The organism is Xanthocytophaga agilis, from assembly GCF_030068605.1.
GTDB lineage: Bacteria > Bacteroidota > Bacteroidia > Cytophagales > 172606-1 > Xanthocytophaga > Xanthocytophaga agilis.
Window position 1 is genome coordinate 246467 of sequence record NZ_JASJOU010000001.1, and the last position, 18984, is coordinate 265450.

General features: G+C 41.0%; 9 protein-coding genes. 2 read left to right on the plus strand and 7 right to left on the minus strand.

Annotation, left to right across the window (positions count from 1 at the left end; translation table 11 throughout):
* Nucleotides 1-96: 96 nt before the first annotated feature.
* Complete coding sequence (locus QNI22_RS00945) at nt 97-3927, plus strand: ATP-binding protein (RefSeq protein ID WP_314508726.1); 3831 nt, start codon at nt 97-99, stop codon at nt 3925-3927.
* A 444-nt stretch (nt 3928-4371) separates the two neighbouring features.
* On the opposite strand, the gene QNI22_RS00950 is transcribed toward QNI22_RS00945, so the two are convergent.
* Nucleotides 4372-4503: a hypothetical protein gene (locus QNI22_RS00950; protein ID WP_313986174.1), complete on the minus strand. Its 132-nt coding sequence runs from the start codon at nt 4501-4503 to the stop codon at nt 4372-4374.
* Between the two features lie 237 nt (nt 4504-4740).
* Here QNI22_RS00950 and QNI22_RS00955 point away from each other — a divergent pair, with 237 nt between their 5' ends.
* A complete protein-coding gene (locus QNI22_RS00955; protein WP_314508727.1) occupies nt 4741-7257 on the plus strand; it encodes a leucine-rich repeat domain-containing protein in 2517 nt (838 codons plus the stop codon).
* A 466-nt stretch (nt 7258-7723) separates the two neighbouring features.
* On the opposite strand, the gene QNI22_RS00960 is transcribed toward QNI22_RS00955, so the two are convergent.
* The 6 genes from QNI22_RS00960 to QNI22_RS00985 all read right to left on the minus strand — a co-directional run bounded on the left by QNI22_RS00960 (nt 7724) and on the right by QNI22_RS00985 (nt 18223).
* Nucleotides 7724-9310, minus strand: a complete 1587-nt coding sequence (locus tag QNI22_RS00960; RefSeq protein ID WP_314508728.1) for a sensor histidine kinase — start codon at nt 9308-9310, stop codon at nt 7724-7726.
* A gap of 415 nt (nt 9311-9725) precedes the next feature.
* Entirely contained in the window at nt 9726-11171 is a 1446-nt protein-coding gene (locus QNI22_RS00965) for a glycoside hydrolase family 30 protein (RefSeq protein WP_314508729.1), read from the minus strand.
* 215 nt (nt 11172-11386) lie between these two features.
* Entirely contained in the window at nt 11387-12847 is a 1461-nt protein-coding gene (locus tag QNI22_RS00970; protein WP_314508730.1) for a RagB/SusD family nutrient uptake outer membrane protein, read from the minus strand.
* A gap of 32 nt (nt 12848-12879) precedes the next feature.
* The gene (locus QNI22_RS00975; RefSeq protein ID WP_314508731.1) at nt 12880-16344 is read right to left on the minus strand and encodes a SusC/RagA family TonB-linked outer membrane protein; all 3465 of its coding nucleotides are present in this window, start codon (nt 16342-16344) and stop codon (nt 12880-12882) included.
* 157 nt (nt 16345-16501) lie between these two features.
* On the minus strand, nt 16502-17503 hold the full coding sequence (locus QNI22_RS00980; protein ID WP_314508732.1) for a FecR family protein: 1002 nt from the start codon (nt 17501-17503) through the stop codon (nt 16502-16504).
* Between the two features lie 66 nt (nt 17504-17569).
* Nucleotides 17570-18223: an RNA polymerase sigma-70 factor gene (locus QNI22_RS00985; protein ID WP_314508733.1), complete on the minus strand. Its 654-nt coding sequence runs from the start codon at nt 18221-18223 to the stop codon at nt 17570-17572.
* Nucleotides 18224-18984: the final 761 nt, after the last annotated feature.

The following is an 18984-nucleotide window of genomic DNA, read 5'->3' on the forward strand; positions in this document are numbered from 1 at the left end:
TTCTACACTGTTTTGGAAAATAAAACAGTTAAGGTGATTTTAGGGAAGGGCCGGAAGATAAATAGCTTACAATCAAACTAAATTTCAGGAAATAGCATGCGGGACTTAGCATCTAGCCATTCTTTTATATCAGGAGGCGGAGAGATGGGGGCGTTGATACGTTCAATGGATTGGTCAAAGACACCACTTGGTCCGGTTGAGGACTGGCCTCAGAGTTTAAAGACCACTGTAAGTCTTTGTCTTTCGTCAACCTTTCCCATACTGATTGCTTGGGGGCCAGAACTGATTCAGATTTATAATGACAGTTATCGGCCTATCTGCGGCGCTAAGCATCCGGAGTCGATGGGGCAAAACTTTAAAATATGCTGGGAAACGGCATTGCCAGTAGTGGGAGGTGCTTTTGATCGCGGGCTGGCTGGAGAGGGGACATATATTAAGGATCAGCAGATGCTTTTGGATCGGTATGGCTACCTGGAAGAGGCATTCATGACATTCTCTTTTGCGCCTATCCGGGATGAATCCGGAAATGTGGGAGGTATTTTTCACCCCATCACAGAGACAACAGAACAGATTCTGAGTGCCAGACGGACACAGGTTTTACGTGATGTAGCTGTCCATATCGGTAAAGCCCGGACTAACAGTGAGGTGGTAAGAGAACTAACAACTATTCATCCTTCATTAACCTATGATTTACCCTTTATCCAGCTTTATGAACTGGATTCCAAAACAGGTTTGGCAACTCTTCAGATGTCTTCAGGAACCAGTCAGGGAGCACTTGAATTTCCGCAGATAGACACTCAGACGTCTGATGAAACGCATTGGCCATTTGACCTGGTACTAGAAAGCCAGGACTTTGTACTGGTTAGTAACCTGGAGGAACGTTTTGGTTCCTTCCAGTCTGGCCCCTTTGAACAACCACCCCACACTGCATTCATTTTTCCTATTCAAATTGCCGGACAGGAAAAGCCCTATGGGTTTATGGTCGCAGGTGTGAGTAGAGGACGAGCCCTGGATCAGGAATACCAAAACTTTTTTGAGTTGCTTTCGAATGCAATCTCCACTGCTTTCTCAAGCGTAGATGCCTATCAGCAGCAACAAAAGCGGGCACAACAGCTGGCTGAAATTGACAAAGCAAAAACTGCTTTTTTTAGCAATGTGAGCCATGAGTTTCGTACACCCCTTACACTGTTACTTGGACCATTGGAGGAACAGATTGAAAAGTCCCGGAATACACTTACCATGCAGGATATTGAATCTATGCATCGGAATGCGCTGAGACTTTTGAAACTGGTGAATAACTTGCTTGATTTTAGCCGGGTGGAAGCAGGGAGGGTAAAAGCCAGCTTTGAAAAAGTGGATTTAGGAGAAGTGACTGAAGATCTGGCTTCTACCTTTCGATCGGTCATGGAGAGTGCTGGCTTGGAACTACAGGTTAAAAGGCCTGCTGAGGTGATGCCTGTATATGTAGATATGGATATGTGGGAGAAGATTGTATTAAACCTGCTCTCCAATGCATTTAAATATACCCTACAGGGTAGAGTAAAAGTTTCTGTATTTGAAAAAGACGGTCAGGCAGTATTACAGGTTGCAGATACTGGGGTTGGTATTGAAGAAAAAGAACTGCCGCATATGTTTGAACGTTTTCACCGGGTCGAAAATTCACAGGGACGGACCCATGAAGGTACAGGGATTGGTCTCTCATTAGTGTATGAGCTGGTGAATTTACATCATGGACAGATTCAGATTGCCAGTGTGTTTGGAGAAGGCACCACTTTTACGGTGTCTATTCCAACAGGTAAAGACCATATTTCCATAGAGCAACTTTCTGAAGGTAAAAACCTGCCAAAAGTCGTTTCTCAGAAACAAACATTTATTCTGGAGGCTATGAGCCTTCTGGGAACACAGAACGCCGCAGAAGGGAGTTGGGAAAGTACGTCAGCTTCTGATCAAATACTGGGTAATCCATTCGACAATAATCAGATAGAAACTATTACAGTTCAGAAGGATATTCATTTGCTGATTGTGGACGATAATGCTGATATGCGACAATACCTGCAACGAATGCTTTTACCTTATTTTTCTCTTTCGCTTGCTACAAATGGACAAGAGGCCATCGATAAAATAGAGATTCGAACTCCTGATTTGATTGTTAGTGATATTATGATGCCTGTCATGGATGGACGAGAGATGTTGCAGCAAATCCGTTTACGGAGTGGTTATCAGATTCCGGTTATTTTACTATCGGCCAGAGCTGGGCAGGAATCGCGTCTGGAAGGCATGGACTGGGGTGCCGACGATTACCTGGTTAAGCCATTTTCTGCAAAGGAATTACTTACCAAGGTGAGTGCACTAATTAAAATTCATCAGGGCCGGAAAAAGACAGAAGAAGAGCTGCGAAGTATTTTCCGTCAGGCTCCTGTTGCTATAGGAATTTTCCGTGGTCAGGACTTGGTTATTGAAGTAGCAAATACCATGCTGCTCAATTACTGGAATAAGACAAGTGAACAGGTTATAGGACTGCCGTATCTTTCTGCAGTTACAGAGATTTCAGATGATGGATTTGAGACTATGGTTAGAGAGGTGTTGCAGAGTGGTATAGGACGTGTAGTAGATCAATGGCCCGTGGAAATCAAACGCGCAGATACCTTAGAAAAACTATACATTACCCTGGCCTTGGAGCCGTTACAGGAACACAATGGTATTGTGACTAAGGTAATGATGGTTGCCAGCAATGTAACTGAGCTATCTACCGCACTGGAACAGATTCGGGAAAGTGAACAACGTTTCCGTTTATTGGCCAACAGCATGCCACTGTTAGTGTGGAGTCTGGATATAGAAAGTAACAATCACTTTTACAATGCTTTTGCTCATACCTATTTTGGACATTTGGAACAGTCACTAACTCAGTATATTTTACTGGATCTTGTGCATCCGGATGAAAAAGAGGAGAGTATGATGCATTGGAAATACTCTCTGCAAACCGGGAAAGATTTTATTTATGAACATCGCTACCAACGGTATGATGGCGAATACAGGTGGCATTTGACCAGGGGCACGGCCTTACGAGGAAGGCATGGACAAATGGATAGCTGGATTATGACTAGCACGGATATTCACGATCAGAAAACGGTGGAGGAAATACTGGAAGATCGTGTAGCTATCAGAACATTCGAACTGAAAAATATCAATGAGCAACTGATAAAGACCAATGCCGAACTCGAGCAGTTTGCCTACATAGCCAGTCACGATTTGCAGGAACCACTCCGGAAAATTCAGGTCTTTACTAAACTGATACGCAAGAGACTTTCGCTGGAAGATGAAGAAAGCCAGGTGTATGCTGACAGAGTGATTGCTTCTGCAAATCGTATGTTGCAGCTGGTGAATGATATTCTGAAGTATTCAAAAGTAGCCCACATAGAGTTAACCTTTGAACAGACAGATTTGAATACGATTGTACAGGAAGTCCTGGCAGATTTTGAACTTTTAATTGCAGAGAAAGAGGCTGTAGTTTCTGTTGACCCGTTACCTGTTATTGAAGCTGTCCCTTTACAGATGAATCAGCTTTTTTATAATCTGCTTGGGAATGCATTGAAGTTTACCAGGCAGAAGCCTACAGTAGAAATACAATACCACTATATAGCCGAAGAAGACGCAGAAGCCTATGGATTTCTACAGACAGATATTGCCTATGCCCACATTGTTCTGATTGATAACGGAATTGGCTTTGATTCAGAACATGCCGAACGAATCTTTACTATCTTCCAGCGGCTTAATCCGGATGGTGGATTTGAGGGTAATGGAATTGGACTGACTATCTGTAAAAGAATTGTGGAGAATCATAGTGGACATATAAGAGCAAATGGAGTAGAGAATGAAGGAGCTGTGTTTGAGATTTTTCTGCCAATTACACAGTCATCTATTCTTTAGGCATCTGGATAAGAACCTTATTTCCTGAAAAACACAACATGACTCATTCCAAATTTAGAAAAAAAGAAACAAAGGAGTTACAAAGAGAGCTGCTCTGCCTTCAATCGCGAGTGGTCGTGTAGGTGCGTAGGGAATCTTTTCTCCGCGAGGTTGGCCTTTGGCCTGTGGGCGGGAGGATCGGAGAAAAGTGCCTTTTTTTGCTTACTTTTTTGGGCAAGCAAAAAAGTAAGAGGCCACAAAAAGAGTGATGTAAAAGACAATAAACAAATTCAAGAAAAGAGTATAGACGCTGATTTTATAAAACAAACTCTCATCTAAAATTTGGGATGGCTCATGTTGTGTTCTATATAGCTTATAGCAATACAAAACAAACTGTGTGAATCAGATAAAGAATGTATCAGAATTAGCACTCCTATACCATAACCGGGAGGCATTCAGGACCTCTTATCTTCCGGCAGAATAAGGATGTTTATACAATGCCTTGGCACTTTTGTTCTTGGGTGGTTTGCAATGTGGTGCATATTCAACAGCACAGGAGGTAAAGCAAAACACACAGGCCAGCAGTAAGTATTTCATGGTTTTATATCTGAGAGTAAGTAGTTGTGTGTAGAATAACGTAAGTTAGTCATATTTATTTGATAAAGGTAAATAACAGAGATTCAGTGAGTTTGCTAACATGAGTTACTATAACATCTCTAAATCATGCAGATGTAATAATGCTGTTGCTTTTCTTGTTTCTTTTGACCTGCTGAATGCGTGAAATAGTTTATTTTTGTTTGCAGTAACTCGTATTCCGCTAACTTTTATACAGCTATGTATATTGAAAATATTGATCAGCTACAGGCAAGAGATTTTGAACAGCTTTCATATACCTCTTACCTGACTATTGCCGATCGGAAAGCAACCAAAAAGCAGGTAGAAGAAATCCTGGACAAAGCGCCACAGGTAAGTACACTGATATTTCAGAAAATGATGCTGGAGGAGTTGCCTGCCAATCTACCCTCTCTGAAGAAGTTGAATAGTCTCAGAATTGAGATTACCACTCTTTCCAATCTGGATGTACTCAAGAAATGTAGTGGATTAGCCGACTTTACCTTTCTGTCTGATCCTTTGCCTGCTATAACAGGTAGTGCAAAAGAAGACTTGCCTAAACTGCAGAACTTATATTTGGGAATCAAAGATTTAACGGAGTTTCCTTCTTATTTTATTACACCTACTATTCTGTCGTTACATATTTGGTCAGATACACTGAGTAATCTCCCGAACCATGTTTTGAACGAAATGTCAGCTTTAACAACTGTTACACTGGAAGCCCCATTGAAAGCTTTGCCTCAATTACAGGCAAATAAAAAGCTGAACTATCTATCTTTAAAAGATACTCGTATCGATGACTGGTCAAATCCCAAATGCTGGCCTGCTTCGCTACAGACAATCCATATTACCCAAAGTAAGCTTAGTGGACCTGGACCCATATTTAGTCAATTACCAGACTTGCAAAGCCTGTACATAGGAACGAATTGCGATCAGCAGTGGCTTACAGGTATTGGGTCATGCCAGAAACTGACAGAGCTCTCTATCACACAAATAGATGGCATTCCGGATGATTTGAAGGATTGCCAAAAACTTGAATCTCTGTCTATCCATAAAGGAACATTTATTTCATTATCTGAGTGGTTTTGTTCTTTCTCCAATCTGAAAAAGCTTTCTATATCATATACCAGTCTTAAACATGTACCCGCGGATTGGAGCAAGATGGCTAAACTGGAAAGTGTGGGTCTGGATAACAATCAAATAGAAGACTTTCATTTTGCCTTTACAATACCTGAATTACAAGGTTTAGGAATAGGCAACAATCCTATACTTGATCAGTGGTTTATACTAGATGCCAAAAAAGCACTTCCTATCAGTATGTATAGCTCTTTCTGGTCATCTATTTTTGTAAAGGGTGGCAACATGGAAGACCGACTCTCTTTTTATAAAGCTATAGTGAAAAGTGACTTAAATCGAGAGGATAAAAAATGGTTTATGGTAGAAATTAGTAAGCAGAGGACTTTACATATTCCTGATGAATGGCCTCTCTATAGATTAATGCAAGCCCTTTGTATACCATACAAACGGTTAATAGATAAACTACAACAAAAGTTACTGGATCACAAGCTAAACAATGATTCTGTTAGTGCTATGCAGGCGGGTAAAGTATGGCTTTGTGGTGATTTTACGGAGAAGAAAAATGAGATTAAAGAAAAACTGGGAAAGTTATTAGTTCCTTTTACTACACAATTTGATGTGGATGTAACTCATATTGCATTAGGTAAAAAGCCGACAGACCTCGGGGCTATATTCAAGGGTAATTCCTATCAGTTTTTGCTGGAACCTCAGTTATATCAGGTACTAAAGGAAGTAGATTCAGAAGAAAAGTTTCTGGTTCAGGAAGAAGTTACCGGAGGGCAGCAGATGGCTGATGGCCTCCGTAGGCTGCTAACCAGCAAAGATGATTCTTCGGTATTACTGGGGCTGGAAATGCTGAAAACAGGAGGTGTTCCTTCCAATATGATTGATGAATTAGTACTTGTACAAAAGACCAGCTCTGATGCGAAAGTACGTGCAGAGGCAAAAAAGCTTTTGCTTACACAAGTTTCAGTAGAGTGGGGACAAGTACTGAACGATAAACAAAGCTTTACTAATCTGGATGAGACAAAGGAAAAAGATGTACGTACCAAGTTGGAAAAGATGGCAAAGTCGGTGAGCAAAGATCAGGTGGCCGCATTTGGCTTATTGCTTTTTGCACATTATCAGAAAGGTTTGTCTTATATTTTGATTCATTGCAGGCAAGGTGACAAATACAGAATAAAAGCACTTATGGCATTGACACAGGGGGATTATTTTGATTTTCATATAGGAGTAGGGTATAATAACTGGAAATTGGAAAAGCCAGAGAGTGTGATCTTGTCTCCTGTCAAAACCGGAGTTAAGTTTCCGTTTGACCATCCGGAAGCGGCAAAGATCCGGATTATGAATCTACACAATACCAAGTTTGCAACTATACCTAAAGAGATTGCTGTATTTGAGAATCTGGAAGAACTGGATTGCTCAGCCAATAGTTTAAAAAGCCTGCCTGAGGAGATTGGGAAGTTAACCAAATTAAAACGGCTGGATTTGTCTTTAAACCGCTTCGATTCCTTACCTACCAGTATTTTGAAACTAACGAATCTGGAGTGGCTGGATCTGCGTTACAATAACGATAGCGTATTTAAAGATGGCGAGAAGTCGATAGTAAAGTTACCGGAAAACTTTAAGGAGTTACTACCTAACTGTGAGGTATTGTTGTAAGCATTGTCCAATCAATATCTTCAAAGGTTAAGAGGCTCTGCCCCAATATGAGTCATCCCAAATGTTGTATATGAGTAAAACTCAAGCCTATATTTTTGAACAATGTGGGCTTAGATTAATTTTGAGAGATGTTTCTTCCTTCGTTTCTTTATTGTTCCTTACATTGCTCTTCTTGCAGCTTCTTCATTTTTTGCTTGCCCAAAAAACGAAGCAAAAAAGGGCACTTTTCTCCGATCCTCCCACCTACAGGCCAAAGGCCAACCTCGCGGAGAAAAGAAGCCCTACGCACCTATACGGCCATCCGCGATTGGAGTCATCTTTGCTCTCTATGATTATCCTTCCTCAATAACATTTTTTACTCAACGTTCGGGATGACTCATGTTGGGTAGGAAAATTGATGCTCGCTCTAAAATCTGCTTTTTTCGCCGTTAAGAACAATATATATGATTGTAGTGAGTATATCCTTTTAGTTTTTAGGTAATAGTATATAGAAGGTTGCACCCTCATTAGGTTTGCTATCAGCCCAGATGTAACCACCATGTGTAGTTACTACTTTTTTGACTGTTGCTAAACCTATGCCTGAGCCTTTATACTCAGAAACACCGTGCAGGCGGGTAAACACGTTGAAAATGCGTTCTGCATCGGCTTGTTCAAAGCCAATTCCATTATCAGCAATACGTAGCATATAAAAGTCTTTTCCTCTCTTGCTTTCGGCAATAGGGTAGGTTACCTCTTTTCCTGATACACTAATGCAATCTATATCAATCAATGGCTCCACATCAGAGCGAATGTACTTGAGTGCATTGCTAAGCAAATTCTGAAAAGCTTGCTCCCATTGACTTCGGTAGCCTTTTATCTCACACAATACACCCACTTGAATAGTGGCTTTGGCTTGATCCACCTGAAAATCCAGATCTGTAAGTACCTGAGCAACTACCTCATTGAATGAGAACGTTTCTGGTAACACCACTTGTTGATCTACTTCTGAATAGGCTAACAGGGCTTCAATTAGTGTATTCATACGGTCCGTAGCCAATAGCATCCGGTCAAAAAGAGCACTTTCGCTTTCTCCCAGCCGCACACCAAGGGTAGATTTTAACAGTTTGGAAAACGCTTGTATTTTCCGGACAGGCTCTTTTAAATCATGGGAAGCGGCATGGGCAAAGTCTTCCAGGCGCTGATTGGAACCTTTGAGCTCAACAATTTTATCTTCCAACTGAAACTGTAAGTGTTTCAGGTTAGTAAAGTCGGTAAAGTGAATCACCACCTGATCGTTAAGCTTGAATGTGCTCATCAGGTTATACAAGTCCAGTCCATCCTTATCATAATGAATCTCAAAGGTAAGCGGCTCACCTGTAGTATAGGTTTGAACAGGATTTGTAAAGCTGATCGTTTCCAGATAGCCGGGAAATACTTCACCTACCCGCTTTCCTTCCAGTTGCTCAGGAGTCGCGTTTGCATAGGCAGCATAGGCCTTATTAGTCAGAGCAAAAGTAAAGTCAACAATCTGATCATTTTCAAAAACAGGTTCCAGTACTTGTACCGGCTCTTTACAGAGGTTGAGAATAGTTTGCAGGTACTCTCTGGCCTGACTGGCTTGCACCAGCTGCCTCGAATGAGTAACATCCTCAGTTGTATGAATAATATGGGATACCTGTCCCTGGTTGTCTAGCACCGGCTTATTGCTAGGGCGCCAGAAACGGGTTTCTGTGACGCCTGTCAATGGATGAGTATGCTGGTAAGACTGATCCGACATCATATTGGGTTGCCTGGTTTGTAACACCTGTGCCAGAGATTGCAGGAGTTGAATGGAAATAACCTCATCACGACTATCACTAAAAAATACCTCAAACACCCCCTGACCAAGTAACAATTCTCTATTTACCCCAAATGCAGATAGATAATCATCCGAAACTGCTGCAATAGTAAATCGGGGGGCATCGGGTAGCAATAACAGGTGATTACCTGGTATTGCATTAAAGATCGGATCATGGATGATCTGTGAATGGGCGCTGTTTTCTGATGGTGTTGGTATTTGATCAGGTAAATGCATTATAAGAAACCAGGGGAAGTATATCGGTATGATAAAGGTGTTCTGATAAGTGTGACCGAAGTCAAATATCATCAAAATTGATTATGCCATAAAGTAAAATAACGAATTTGTTGATAAAATTGTATCAGGATCATGGAAAAGATAATGATCTATGAGAAAACTATAGAATCTATTTCTTAATTAAGAACAACAAAATGTATACTTTGGTTTACTCAATTGGTTTATGGCAGTTCTTACTAAACTATCGTAGGTTTTACAAAATAGTGGACAAGTTAGTTTTACCAATTTCTCATCAAACAAAAAGCAGTGCAAATCAAGCTTGCACTGCTTTTTGTTTGTACTTCTTATTTTCAATGTCTATTTGATAATCACAAGACTTCGTCGATTGATGTTTCTATCCTGAAAGGCTGGCCCATTAAAATACGAAAGTGGCTACACTAGCTGCATTGATAGACACAGAGGCTGATTTACCATTGGTCTTAATGACAAAGTCTTTCTTTGTATTGCCTTCATTGAGTACAATCAATACCTTTTTACCGGATGGTATTTTGAATGCTACATTCGGCAGATCCGCAAGCTCAGTTGATGCAATGCGTACAGAACCTGGTCGTACAAATTTGGAAGCATGGGCAATGGTATAATAGGAAACATTTCTTCTGACTGTATCCCCAATAGTTAATGCTCCCAGACATTGGGTACAACCGCCGGGTGTATGTGGATTTTGCTGAGGATCTGCTGCCAGATTCCATTGCAGTACATTCCGGCTCCAGTTGCGTGTAGCTCCGATAATCAGATTTTTTACAGCCCATTGCAGATCACCGCCAAACTGGCCTTCGGATGAAGTCCATTGTTCTGTGAAGTATACATTTTTATCCGGATGCGCATTGTGCACTTCGGTTAGGGCAGAGATAGATCCCAGGTATAAATGGAAGGCAGAGCCATCAATGTATTTCTTTGCTTCACTGTCGTTCAGGATAGAGATCGGATAGTTAGGGTGATCACAGTTATGATCAAAGATCTGAATCTTGGTTTTGATAGCTGCAGCTTCAAAAGCAGGACCAAGGTGTTTTTTAACAAAGGTCGCCTGTTCAGGAGCTGTCATATCCAGGCTGGGGTTGTTTTTCGGATTTTCAGGCTCGTTTTGCACCGTAATGGCATCGATTGTAATACCTTCTTTAGCCATTTCCTGTACATACTTCACAAAATACTTTGCATAGGCAGCGTAGTATTCAGGTTTTAGTTTGCCTCCAATCGTGCTGTTATTAGACTTCATCCAGGCAGGAGGGGACCAGGGGCTGCCCAGAATTTTGATAGAAGGATTAATAGCCAGGATTTCTTTCAATACCGGAACCAGATCTTTTTTATCAGGAGCCAGGCTAAACTTTTGCATGTCTTCGTCTGTCTGACCAGCCGGAAGATCGTTGTAGGAAAAAGTACTGGAATCAAGGTCGGAGGAGCCAATGCTTACCCGCAAATAGCTAATTCCAATGTTTTTGTCATTTGTGTCAAACAACTCTTTGAGTAATGTAGCGCGTTGTTCTGGATTTAGCTTTTGGTGCAGTACATAAGCACTACCTCCTGTAAGTGTATACCCAAAACCATCCATGGTTTGGAACGTCTGGGCGGTGTCTATCTCAATCGTTGGCAAGGTAGTGGCTTCTGTTCCGAATGTATAGGAAACGGGCTGCTTACTGAATAGAGTAGATTTGTCTGTCGTGGTAAGCCATACTTCCACATCTGTTTTGCCGGAAGTTTCAGTAATAGTTTGATCCTGTGTATTGTTTTTACAAGCTATACAGGCCATCAGTGCAAATAGGCTGACAATACCTGATACACGAAATAGGGAATGGGTTCTATGCATAACGAGCGAGTTGGAGAAAATGTAAAAACCTGTTTCTGATGCTGCTGGAAGTTTTGTATGGCAAACACTAATGAGTAAGTAGTGTGTTGAAGATACTATTTCCGGCAGATATCAGGAACAGGTTTGAGAAAGGTTGTGTAAAAGTCAGAGAGTTAGGTAGTTCGGCTTTGCGCCTTTAGGTTTGGAATACAAAGCCGGACAGACAACTTCATTGATTAATAACCCGTATTTTGTTTGATAGATGGGTTATTATTTAGTTCATATTGCGGAATCGGGAATAGCAGATAGTGTTCATCTTCTGTTCCTCTGACAGCTTTGATAATATCCAGTGCCGTAACCTGATGCTCTACTGATGGATCTGCTTTGGTATGGGCTGCATAACGCAACAAATCAAACCAGCGTTCACCTTCAAATGCCAGTTCCAGGCGACGTTGTCTGTCTACTTCATCACGGAAGGCTTGTTTGGTTGACAGATCTGTCAATGTCAGAGCTGTCAATCCTGCTCGCGTACGAACAGCATTTAGTTTATCCAGTGCGTCCTGGCTTGGTCCACCTTGTTCATTCATTGCTTCTGCATAGATCAGATACATTTCTGCCAGACGTAGTACAGGGTAGTTATCACTGCTGCTGAAAAAGTTAGTACTTCTCCATTTGTATACAAACCATCCATTATCATTACCAGTACCTGCACCACCGTAGATCATACTGCTGTAGCTTTTTCCTCCACTTACTACCCCATTGTACTTAAACCGATTGTCTTTGGCTGTATCTGCATATTGGACAAATTCGGCAGTAGGAATATTGTATTTAGGGAAGGAATAGGAAGCAGGAGGGGCGGGAAGGCTCAGATCCGGCAGCGTAAAACCACCATCATCATTACCTGCATATTCAATCTCAAAGATAGATTCGGTTTTGTTATTTGGAGGCCACAGATCATTGAAATTAGAAGTTAGCGTAGTTCCATATCTACCACTTGTAATCACTTTGTTTGCAGCCTCTGCTGCTTGTGACCATTTACGTTCTGTCAGATAAACACGAGCCTGAAGCGCATTTACTGTTGTTTTGATAGCACGTCCTCTGTCCAGGATGTCATTGCCTTGAGTAGCTGCTGTCATTTCTGCTGCTTTAGTCAGATCTGCTTCAATCTGAGCATAAATCTGCTCAGCGGTAGAGGCTGCCAACGCAGTAGATTCTCCTGATTCTACTGGTTCGGTGCGCAAAGGAACACCCCCATACAACTTAACCAGGTTAAAGTAGTTCAGGGCACGGATAAAATACGCCTCTCCCAGAATCTCTTGCTGGCGGGTTTGATCCATAGCAATGCCAGGTACATACTTCAGAATAGAGTTGGCTCTGTTGATACCCTGAAATCCTGTCTGATAAATCCGACCTACAATTCCGGAAGTGGCATTCCAGGTTATATTGTCCAGGTAAACCACGTCTCCATTGATACTGGTGCAGTTGTCAGAAGGCATCTCGCCAATGATATTCATGGTAGAGCCGTAATAGGTATCTCCCTGAAAGGCATCGTAAGCTCCTGTGATAGCAGATTCTGCATCATCTGCATTCTTGTAGTAATTGGACGCTGTAATACTTGTCAGAGGTTCTTTATCCAGAATGCTGTTACAACCAAACATACTGGATAATAATAGTGCTGAAACGAATATTTTTTTCATATAGATAACAAATCTTTGAATCTTTGGTAATGTTAGAACTGAAGGTTAAGTCCTATAGTATAGGTACGTGCCTGTGGATAAACTCCAAAGTCTCTGCCGAAGCTGGTAGAGGAGAATGGATCTGCACTTACTTCCGGATCATAGCCTCTGTATTTCGTAAAGGTCAACAGATTCAACCCTGTCACATAAACACGTAGATTGCTGATCTTGGCTTTTGATAACAGACTAGCTGGTAAAGTATATCCCAGTGTCAGGTTTTTCAGACGTACATAGGTACCATCTTCTACAAAACGATTGGAGAAACGATTGTTATTGTTAGGATCGCCATATACTACACGTGGCATATTGGTCTCTGTATTAGTTGGAGTCCAGCGATTTAATACATCCGGAGAACCATTGGTGGCAGAACTCATCATAGTTTCCAGCGCCTGGCGTGTGGCATTGTAAATATCGTTTCCGAAGCTTCCTTGGAACAAGAAGCTCAGATCAATTCCTTTATAAGCGAAGGTATTGGTGATACCCCCAAAGAATTTAGGGTTAGGATTGCCTAATACAACACGATCATCTCCATTGATCTGCTTATCTCCATTGATATCTGCAAACTGGATATCACCTGGTTTTGCACCTGGTTGTGTCGCTGCATTATCAATGTCATTCTGATTCTGGAATATACCCACCATCTTATATCCATAGAATGAACCGAGAGGTAAATCTTTTTTAGTGATAGAGTAGTTATTAATGATTACTTTATCTATAACTTTTCCTGTTTCATCTGTCAAGGTACCAAGATCGATTACAGTATTCTTATTGGTGCTGATATTGAATTGAGTAGTCCAGGTAAATCCATTATCCATGCGAATATTGGTGCTGGTTATACCAAGTTCAAAACCTTTGTTTTCTATAGTTCCCAGGTTTTGAGCTACTTGTCCTTGCTGAGATCCTGTGCTATAAGCAAGTGGAACCTGAGTCAACAGATCGTTGGTACGTTTTAAATACACATCAGCGGTTACTGTAATTCTATTGTCAAGCAATCCTATATCCAAACCTGCATCATACTGATTGGTGGTTTCCCATTTCAGTTTATCATTGCCAATTACGTTTGGTACAATACCCCCATCAATACCATTGCCACCCTGATAGTTATAGCCTGCGCTGTAGGTACTGAAACGGTCATATACGCCAATATTCTGATTACCATTGGCACCATAACTCAAGCGAAGTTTCAGATCAGACAATGCTTTGGATTTTGGAAAGAATGCTTCGCTGGAAATACGCCATCCCAATGACAAGGCAGGGAAATAGCCAAAACGATTGGATTTGTTGAAACGGCTTGATCCATCAGCACGTATACTGGCAGTAGCATAATAACGATCTCCATAGGCATAGGTACCACGTACAAAATAACTGACTAATCCCCATTGATCTTGGTAGCTATATGGTTTATAGTATTTAGTAGCAGCTGAAAGATATGGAACAGCATCAGAAGGATAGCCATAGACAGATGCACCTGAAGTAAAGCGGTTAGATGCCTGAGCAGAATAACCTCCCAGAATAGTTAGATTTTGATTGTCTCCTATTTTGGGTTTATAAGTTAATGTGTTTTCCCATAACCATATCAATTCCTCATTTCTTCCGGTTTGCCCACTTCCTCTATCACTGGAGGCTGAATTTTGAGTACCTGCGTATTCTCTTGAGATAAACTGATTTTCATTTTGGGTACGGAAGTCAATTCCCCCATTGGTACGGAATGTCAGATTGTCCAGTATATCAAACTCACCGTATAGGTTGCCAATAGCCTGATAAATCAACGCCTGGTTATGTGTTTCGTTCAGGTTACTGTATGGATTGTCACTAAACGTAAACGTGTTTTGTCCATAGCTGCCATCACTCTTATATACAGGCATAGTTGGAATCTGAGTCAATGCACCCATGATTACACCTGAGTTTCCTAGGCCTAACTCACTACGTACACTTCGGTTATTGTCTGTCCGACTGATGTTCAGACTACTTCCTGCTCTGAATCGTTTGGTAATTTCCTGATCCAGATTCAGTTTAAACGAGATTCTTTTGAACCCTGAGTTTTTGATGATACCATCCTGATCAAAATATGCCCCAGATAAATAGTATTTGGTTTTATCGCCACCTCCCTGTACACTTAGCTGATAGCTTTTGATAGGAGCAGTACGATAAAGAAGATCCTGCCAGTTGGTATTGGTTCTAACTGTATCTGGTTGTCCAAAAGCTTTATCTCTACCTGCATTTACTAACGCCTCATCATAAAGTGTAGCAAACTGCTGACCATTTAGTACATCTAGTTTCTTTCTCAACTCCTGCTGACTGAAATAGGTATTAAACGTAACCTGAGGCTTACCTGCCTTACCCCGTTTGGTTGTAATAACAACTACCCCATTGGCAGCACGCGAACCATAGATAGCAGCAGACGCTCCATCTTTCAGTACGTCAATCGATTCAATATCGTTGGGGTTTAAGGTGTTCAATGGGTTAGGTCTCTGATTTCCAATACCTACTTCTGAATCGTAGCTAGGCAATACAGGCACCCCATCAATCACATACAAGGGCGAATTGGTAAGACTGATTGAGTTATTACCACGAATACGGATGTTGATACCAGAACCCGGAGCACCTGTCGGGGCTGTTACCTGTACCCCGGCAGCCTGACCCTGTAAAGCCTGATCAAAACCAGCTACAGTTTGTTTGCTTAGTTCTTTGGAATTTACTGTTGCTACAGAAGTACTCAGTTCAGGTTTTTTCTGGGTACCATATCCCACTACAACTACTTCATTCAATGACTTGATATCAGGCACCATCTGAAAATCAATGGTCGACCTTGCACCTACAGTTACTTCTTCAGTAGTATAGCCAATTGCAGAGAATACCAGTATGGCTTGTTCATCCGGAACATTGATGCTATAATTTCCCTGAACGTCAGTGGCTACACCTAGGTTTGTTCCTTTGATCACCACACTTACACCCGGAAGACCTTCGCCTTTTTCATCTGTGATTTTTCCTTTTACTGGAAAAGCAGCTACTTGTCCCACTTTATTCATGGATGTGAATGTCATGGAATTGCCAGATGAATTGTTCATGGGAATATTGGGAGATTGCATCGGTTCCAGTGAAAGTTTGGTAGACTTGTGCTCGGATACAATCACATAGGTATTCTTCTTTAGTTTCTTCAATTGCAGACCTGATGCTTTCAGCAGATTTTGCAGATTTTTCTCTGCCGACAAACTCATATCTATCCGCTTGCTATCGATGCGTTTGTTTTCTACAATGTCTTCTTCAAAAAGTATATCTACATGGTAATGCTCTTTTATTTCAAGGATCGCATCACGCAGTAACAGCGTTTTTGGATCGTTTTGCTGACTCCTTTGGAGGTTATAGGCTAATGTCTGAGAGTAAGACGTTGCTGGATAAGCACTTAGCCAGCATGTCAACCCAATTGTCGACAGAAGCAAGGATACTTTATGATTCATGTTAATTTAAGGGTTTAGAAAAGTGATAACAGGATTTTTAATTTGTGTTTTGTGATGTTCAATCGGTGAATAGTACAATTTTTTGCTGCGTAGCCGAAATGGGCTAAAACAGTTTGATCGTTTGAGTTAAAAAGGATTACAGATTATAGAATACGTGTTATTGAGGCGATAGTAAAAAGGTGTTTTTTTGAACTTGTACATTCAGATCCATGGCTTGAGAAACTACATACAGAAGTTCCTGAGCACTTTCGGCCTGAAAGGTTCCTGTGATTTTACGTGAAGCAAGTGTTGAATCTGTTATCTGTACCGAGACTCCGAAATTTTCGGATAATAACTGAACGAGTTCTTCTACTGAGGTTCGGTTAAAGACAAACCGATGATCTTTCCAGGAAGTATATTGCTGTACTTCCTGTTTCTGTTGTAGTCTGAATGATCCTTTGGGATCTACCGTTACCACATCTCCCGGATGGATAACTACAGGTTTATGAATGGTTGCAGTACGTAACTGAACCTTCCCTTTATTTAAAATTACTTTTGAACCACGTTGACGACTGAAGACAACGAATTCTGTACCCAGTACTTCTACTTCCAGATTATCGGGTGTTTTTACAATAAAGCGTTTGTGATCTGGTGTATGTGTTACTGAAAATTCGGCTTCTCCTTTTAGCAAAACTTCTCGGTTGTCTTTTCCAAAGAAGAAACGGGAATGTTGTAACTGTGAGTTTGCATTAAGGGTCACAATGGTACCATCTTCCAGCTCTACTTTTTTAATCTGACCGTAAGATGTCTGATAGGTTTTGTTCAGAATAGCCTCTCTCTGCCAGAATATTCCTATTCCTAATAGTGCAACTACAGAGGCAGCTACCCACCAGGATGTGCGCTTACGGGAATAGGAAACAAATGGCGATTGAATGGAATTATAGTTTGTTGAAATAGTTTCTGTATCTGGATTGGAAGCGCGTGTAACTAGTTTTTCGAAAGCTGAATTGGTATCTGGTATAAACTGCGGATGTTTTTCTTCCCACTCTTCCAGCCAATCATAGTATTGCTCCCGATTCCGCTCATCTTGCAGCCATTCCTCTATTAACTTGCGTTGTAAAGGATTGGCATTACCTGACAGGAACATAAATATGATATCTTTAGTCAATTCTGTTTTCATGAATGTAGGCTTTGCTGAATAGAGTATAATAGCAGGGGGACACCCTAATCAAAAAGAAAGATTTTTTTAAAAGAACAGGGCAGAAGCGATCAGGATGGACGCAATGAACCATTCTTTTTTCAAAGCAGCCTTTATAATTTTTAGTGCTTTGGTAATATGTGCTTCCACTGTTTTCTGTGAAAGATTAATTTCGGCTGCTATTTCTGCATACTTTTTGCCTTCAAAGCGGCTTAACAGGAATACCTTCTGGATCTGTGGAGGAAGTTCTTTAATGATTTTATCCAGTTTCAGATACAATTCATCGTATTGAAGCATCTGGTCTGCCGTAGGCATGGATGACGTGAGCAGCAGATCATCGGTAATTTCGTCCGGCGATTTACCAAGTTCTGCACGTAGGTAGGCAAATGCTCTATACCGCACTACTGTAAAGAGGTAGGCTTTGTAGGATGTTTTAACATGAAGATACTGCTCTTTGGTCCAGAACTGAAGAAACACTTCAGTTACGAGATCCTCAGCAATCTGTTTGGAATAAACAAACCGGATGGCATGGCTGCACAAAGGTTTGTAATACTTCTTAAAAAGCAATTCTATCCCTTCTGAGACATTTTCTTCCAGTGTTTTGCGAATAAAAAATTCTTTATCAACTGGAGTACTGGTAGAATTTTCGTCAGATTGAAAAGAAAATAAGGATTGTGAACTTTGATTTTCGGGCAACGCCATACCTGCGACTCAATAATAAAAACAAATCAAAAACTCTTCTTGCCTATAAGAGTTAAAACCCCAGTGCATACCCTAATAAGAATTTCATTTTTTTTATAATTTTTTGCAAAACCTCTAGGGAGCAGTGTTTTCCTCTACTCAATACTGTTTTCCAAAGTATACCCGAATGCGTAAATTTTCTGTAAGAGTAGAACATGAGGCATTGTATAAAAGTGCCATCTTAGCAGATGTAATGAGCGTAGGAATTGCCCGGTTTTGTTTATAGAAAGGGTAAAAGGTTGATTTATTGTGTGTTGTAAGTATTTTATGAATAGTGTTTTTTCTGTGTTATCTACTAAGTAGCATTGCCTAGGTGTAAAATATCTTTTCACTAGTGAGTGAATTTCCTATTTTGCATAACTAGTAAAAATACAAACAGCAGCTACCCCAACTTTAAGGTAAGAGTTTGTTTTTGCTTTGCTGAGTCGCGACTTGCCTGCCACACATCAGTGCGGGCGTGAGCGGAACACATGTGACAAATAGAGCCAATGTTAGTTCCTAAGAGAAAATAGCTGCTACAAAGAGAGTTGTGATCCCCTTAATCGCGGATGGTTATGTAGGTGTGTAGGGATAAAAATTCCGCGGGCCTAGCGTTGGCCTTGTGGGGCGAAGCTTTGGAATTTTTTGTCCTTTTTGGGTTACTTTTTTGGACAAGCAAAAAAGTAACAGGCCGCAAGTAGACTCATGTAAGGGACAATAAAGAAACTAAGGGAGGAATCTCT

Coding starts and splice junctions, on each gene's coding strand:
- QNI22_RS00950 (WP_313986174.1), bottom strand. CDS start 4,503: ATGAAATACTTACTGCTGGCCTGTGTGTTTTGCTTTACCTCCTGTGCT.
- QNI22_RS00945 (WP_314508726.1), top strand. CDS start 97: ATGCGGGACTTAGCATCTAGCCATTCTTTTATATCAGGAGGCGGAGAG.
- QNI22_RS00955 (WP_314508727.1), top strand. CDS start 4,741: ATGTATATTGAAAATATTGATCAGCTACAGGCAAGAGATTTTGAACAG.
- QNI22_RS00980 (WP_314508732.1), bottom strand. CDS start 17,503: ATGAAAACAGAATTGACTAAAGATATCATATTTATGTTCCTGTCAGGT.
- QNI22_RS00960 (WP_314508728.1), bottom strand. CDS start 9,310: ATGCATTTACCTGATCAAATACCAACACCATCAGAAAACAGCGCCCAT.
- QNI22_RS00965 (WP_314508729.1), bottom strand. CDS start 11,171: ATGCATAGAACCCATTCCCTATTTCGTGTATCAGGTATTGTCAGCCTA.
- QNI22_RS00985 (WP_314508733.1), bottom strand. CDS start 18,223: ATGGCGTTGCCCGAAAATCAAAGTTCACAATCCTTATTTTCTTTTCAA.
- QNI22_RS00975 (WP_314508731.1), bottom strand. CDS start 16,344: ATGAATCATAAAGTATCCTTGCTTCTGTCGACAATTGGGTTGACATGC.
- QNI22_RS00970 (WP_314508730.1), bottom strand. CDS start 12,847: ATGAAAAAAATATTCGTTTCAGCACTATTATTATCCAGTATGTTTGGT.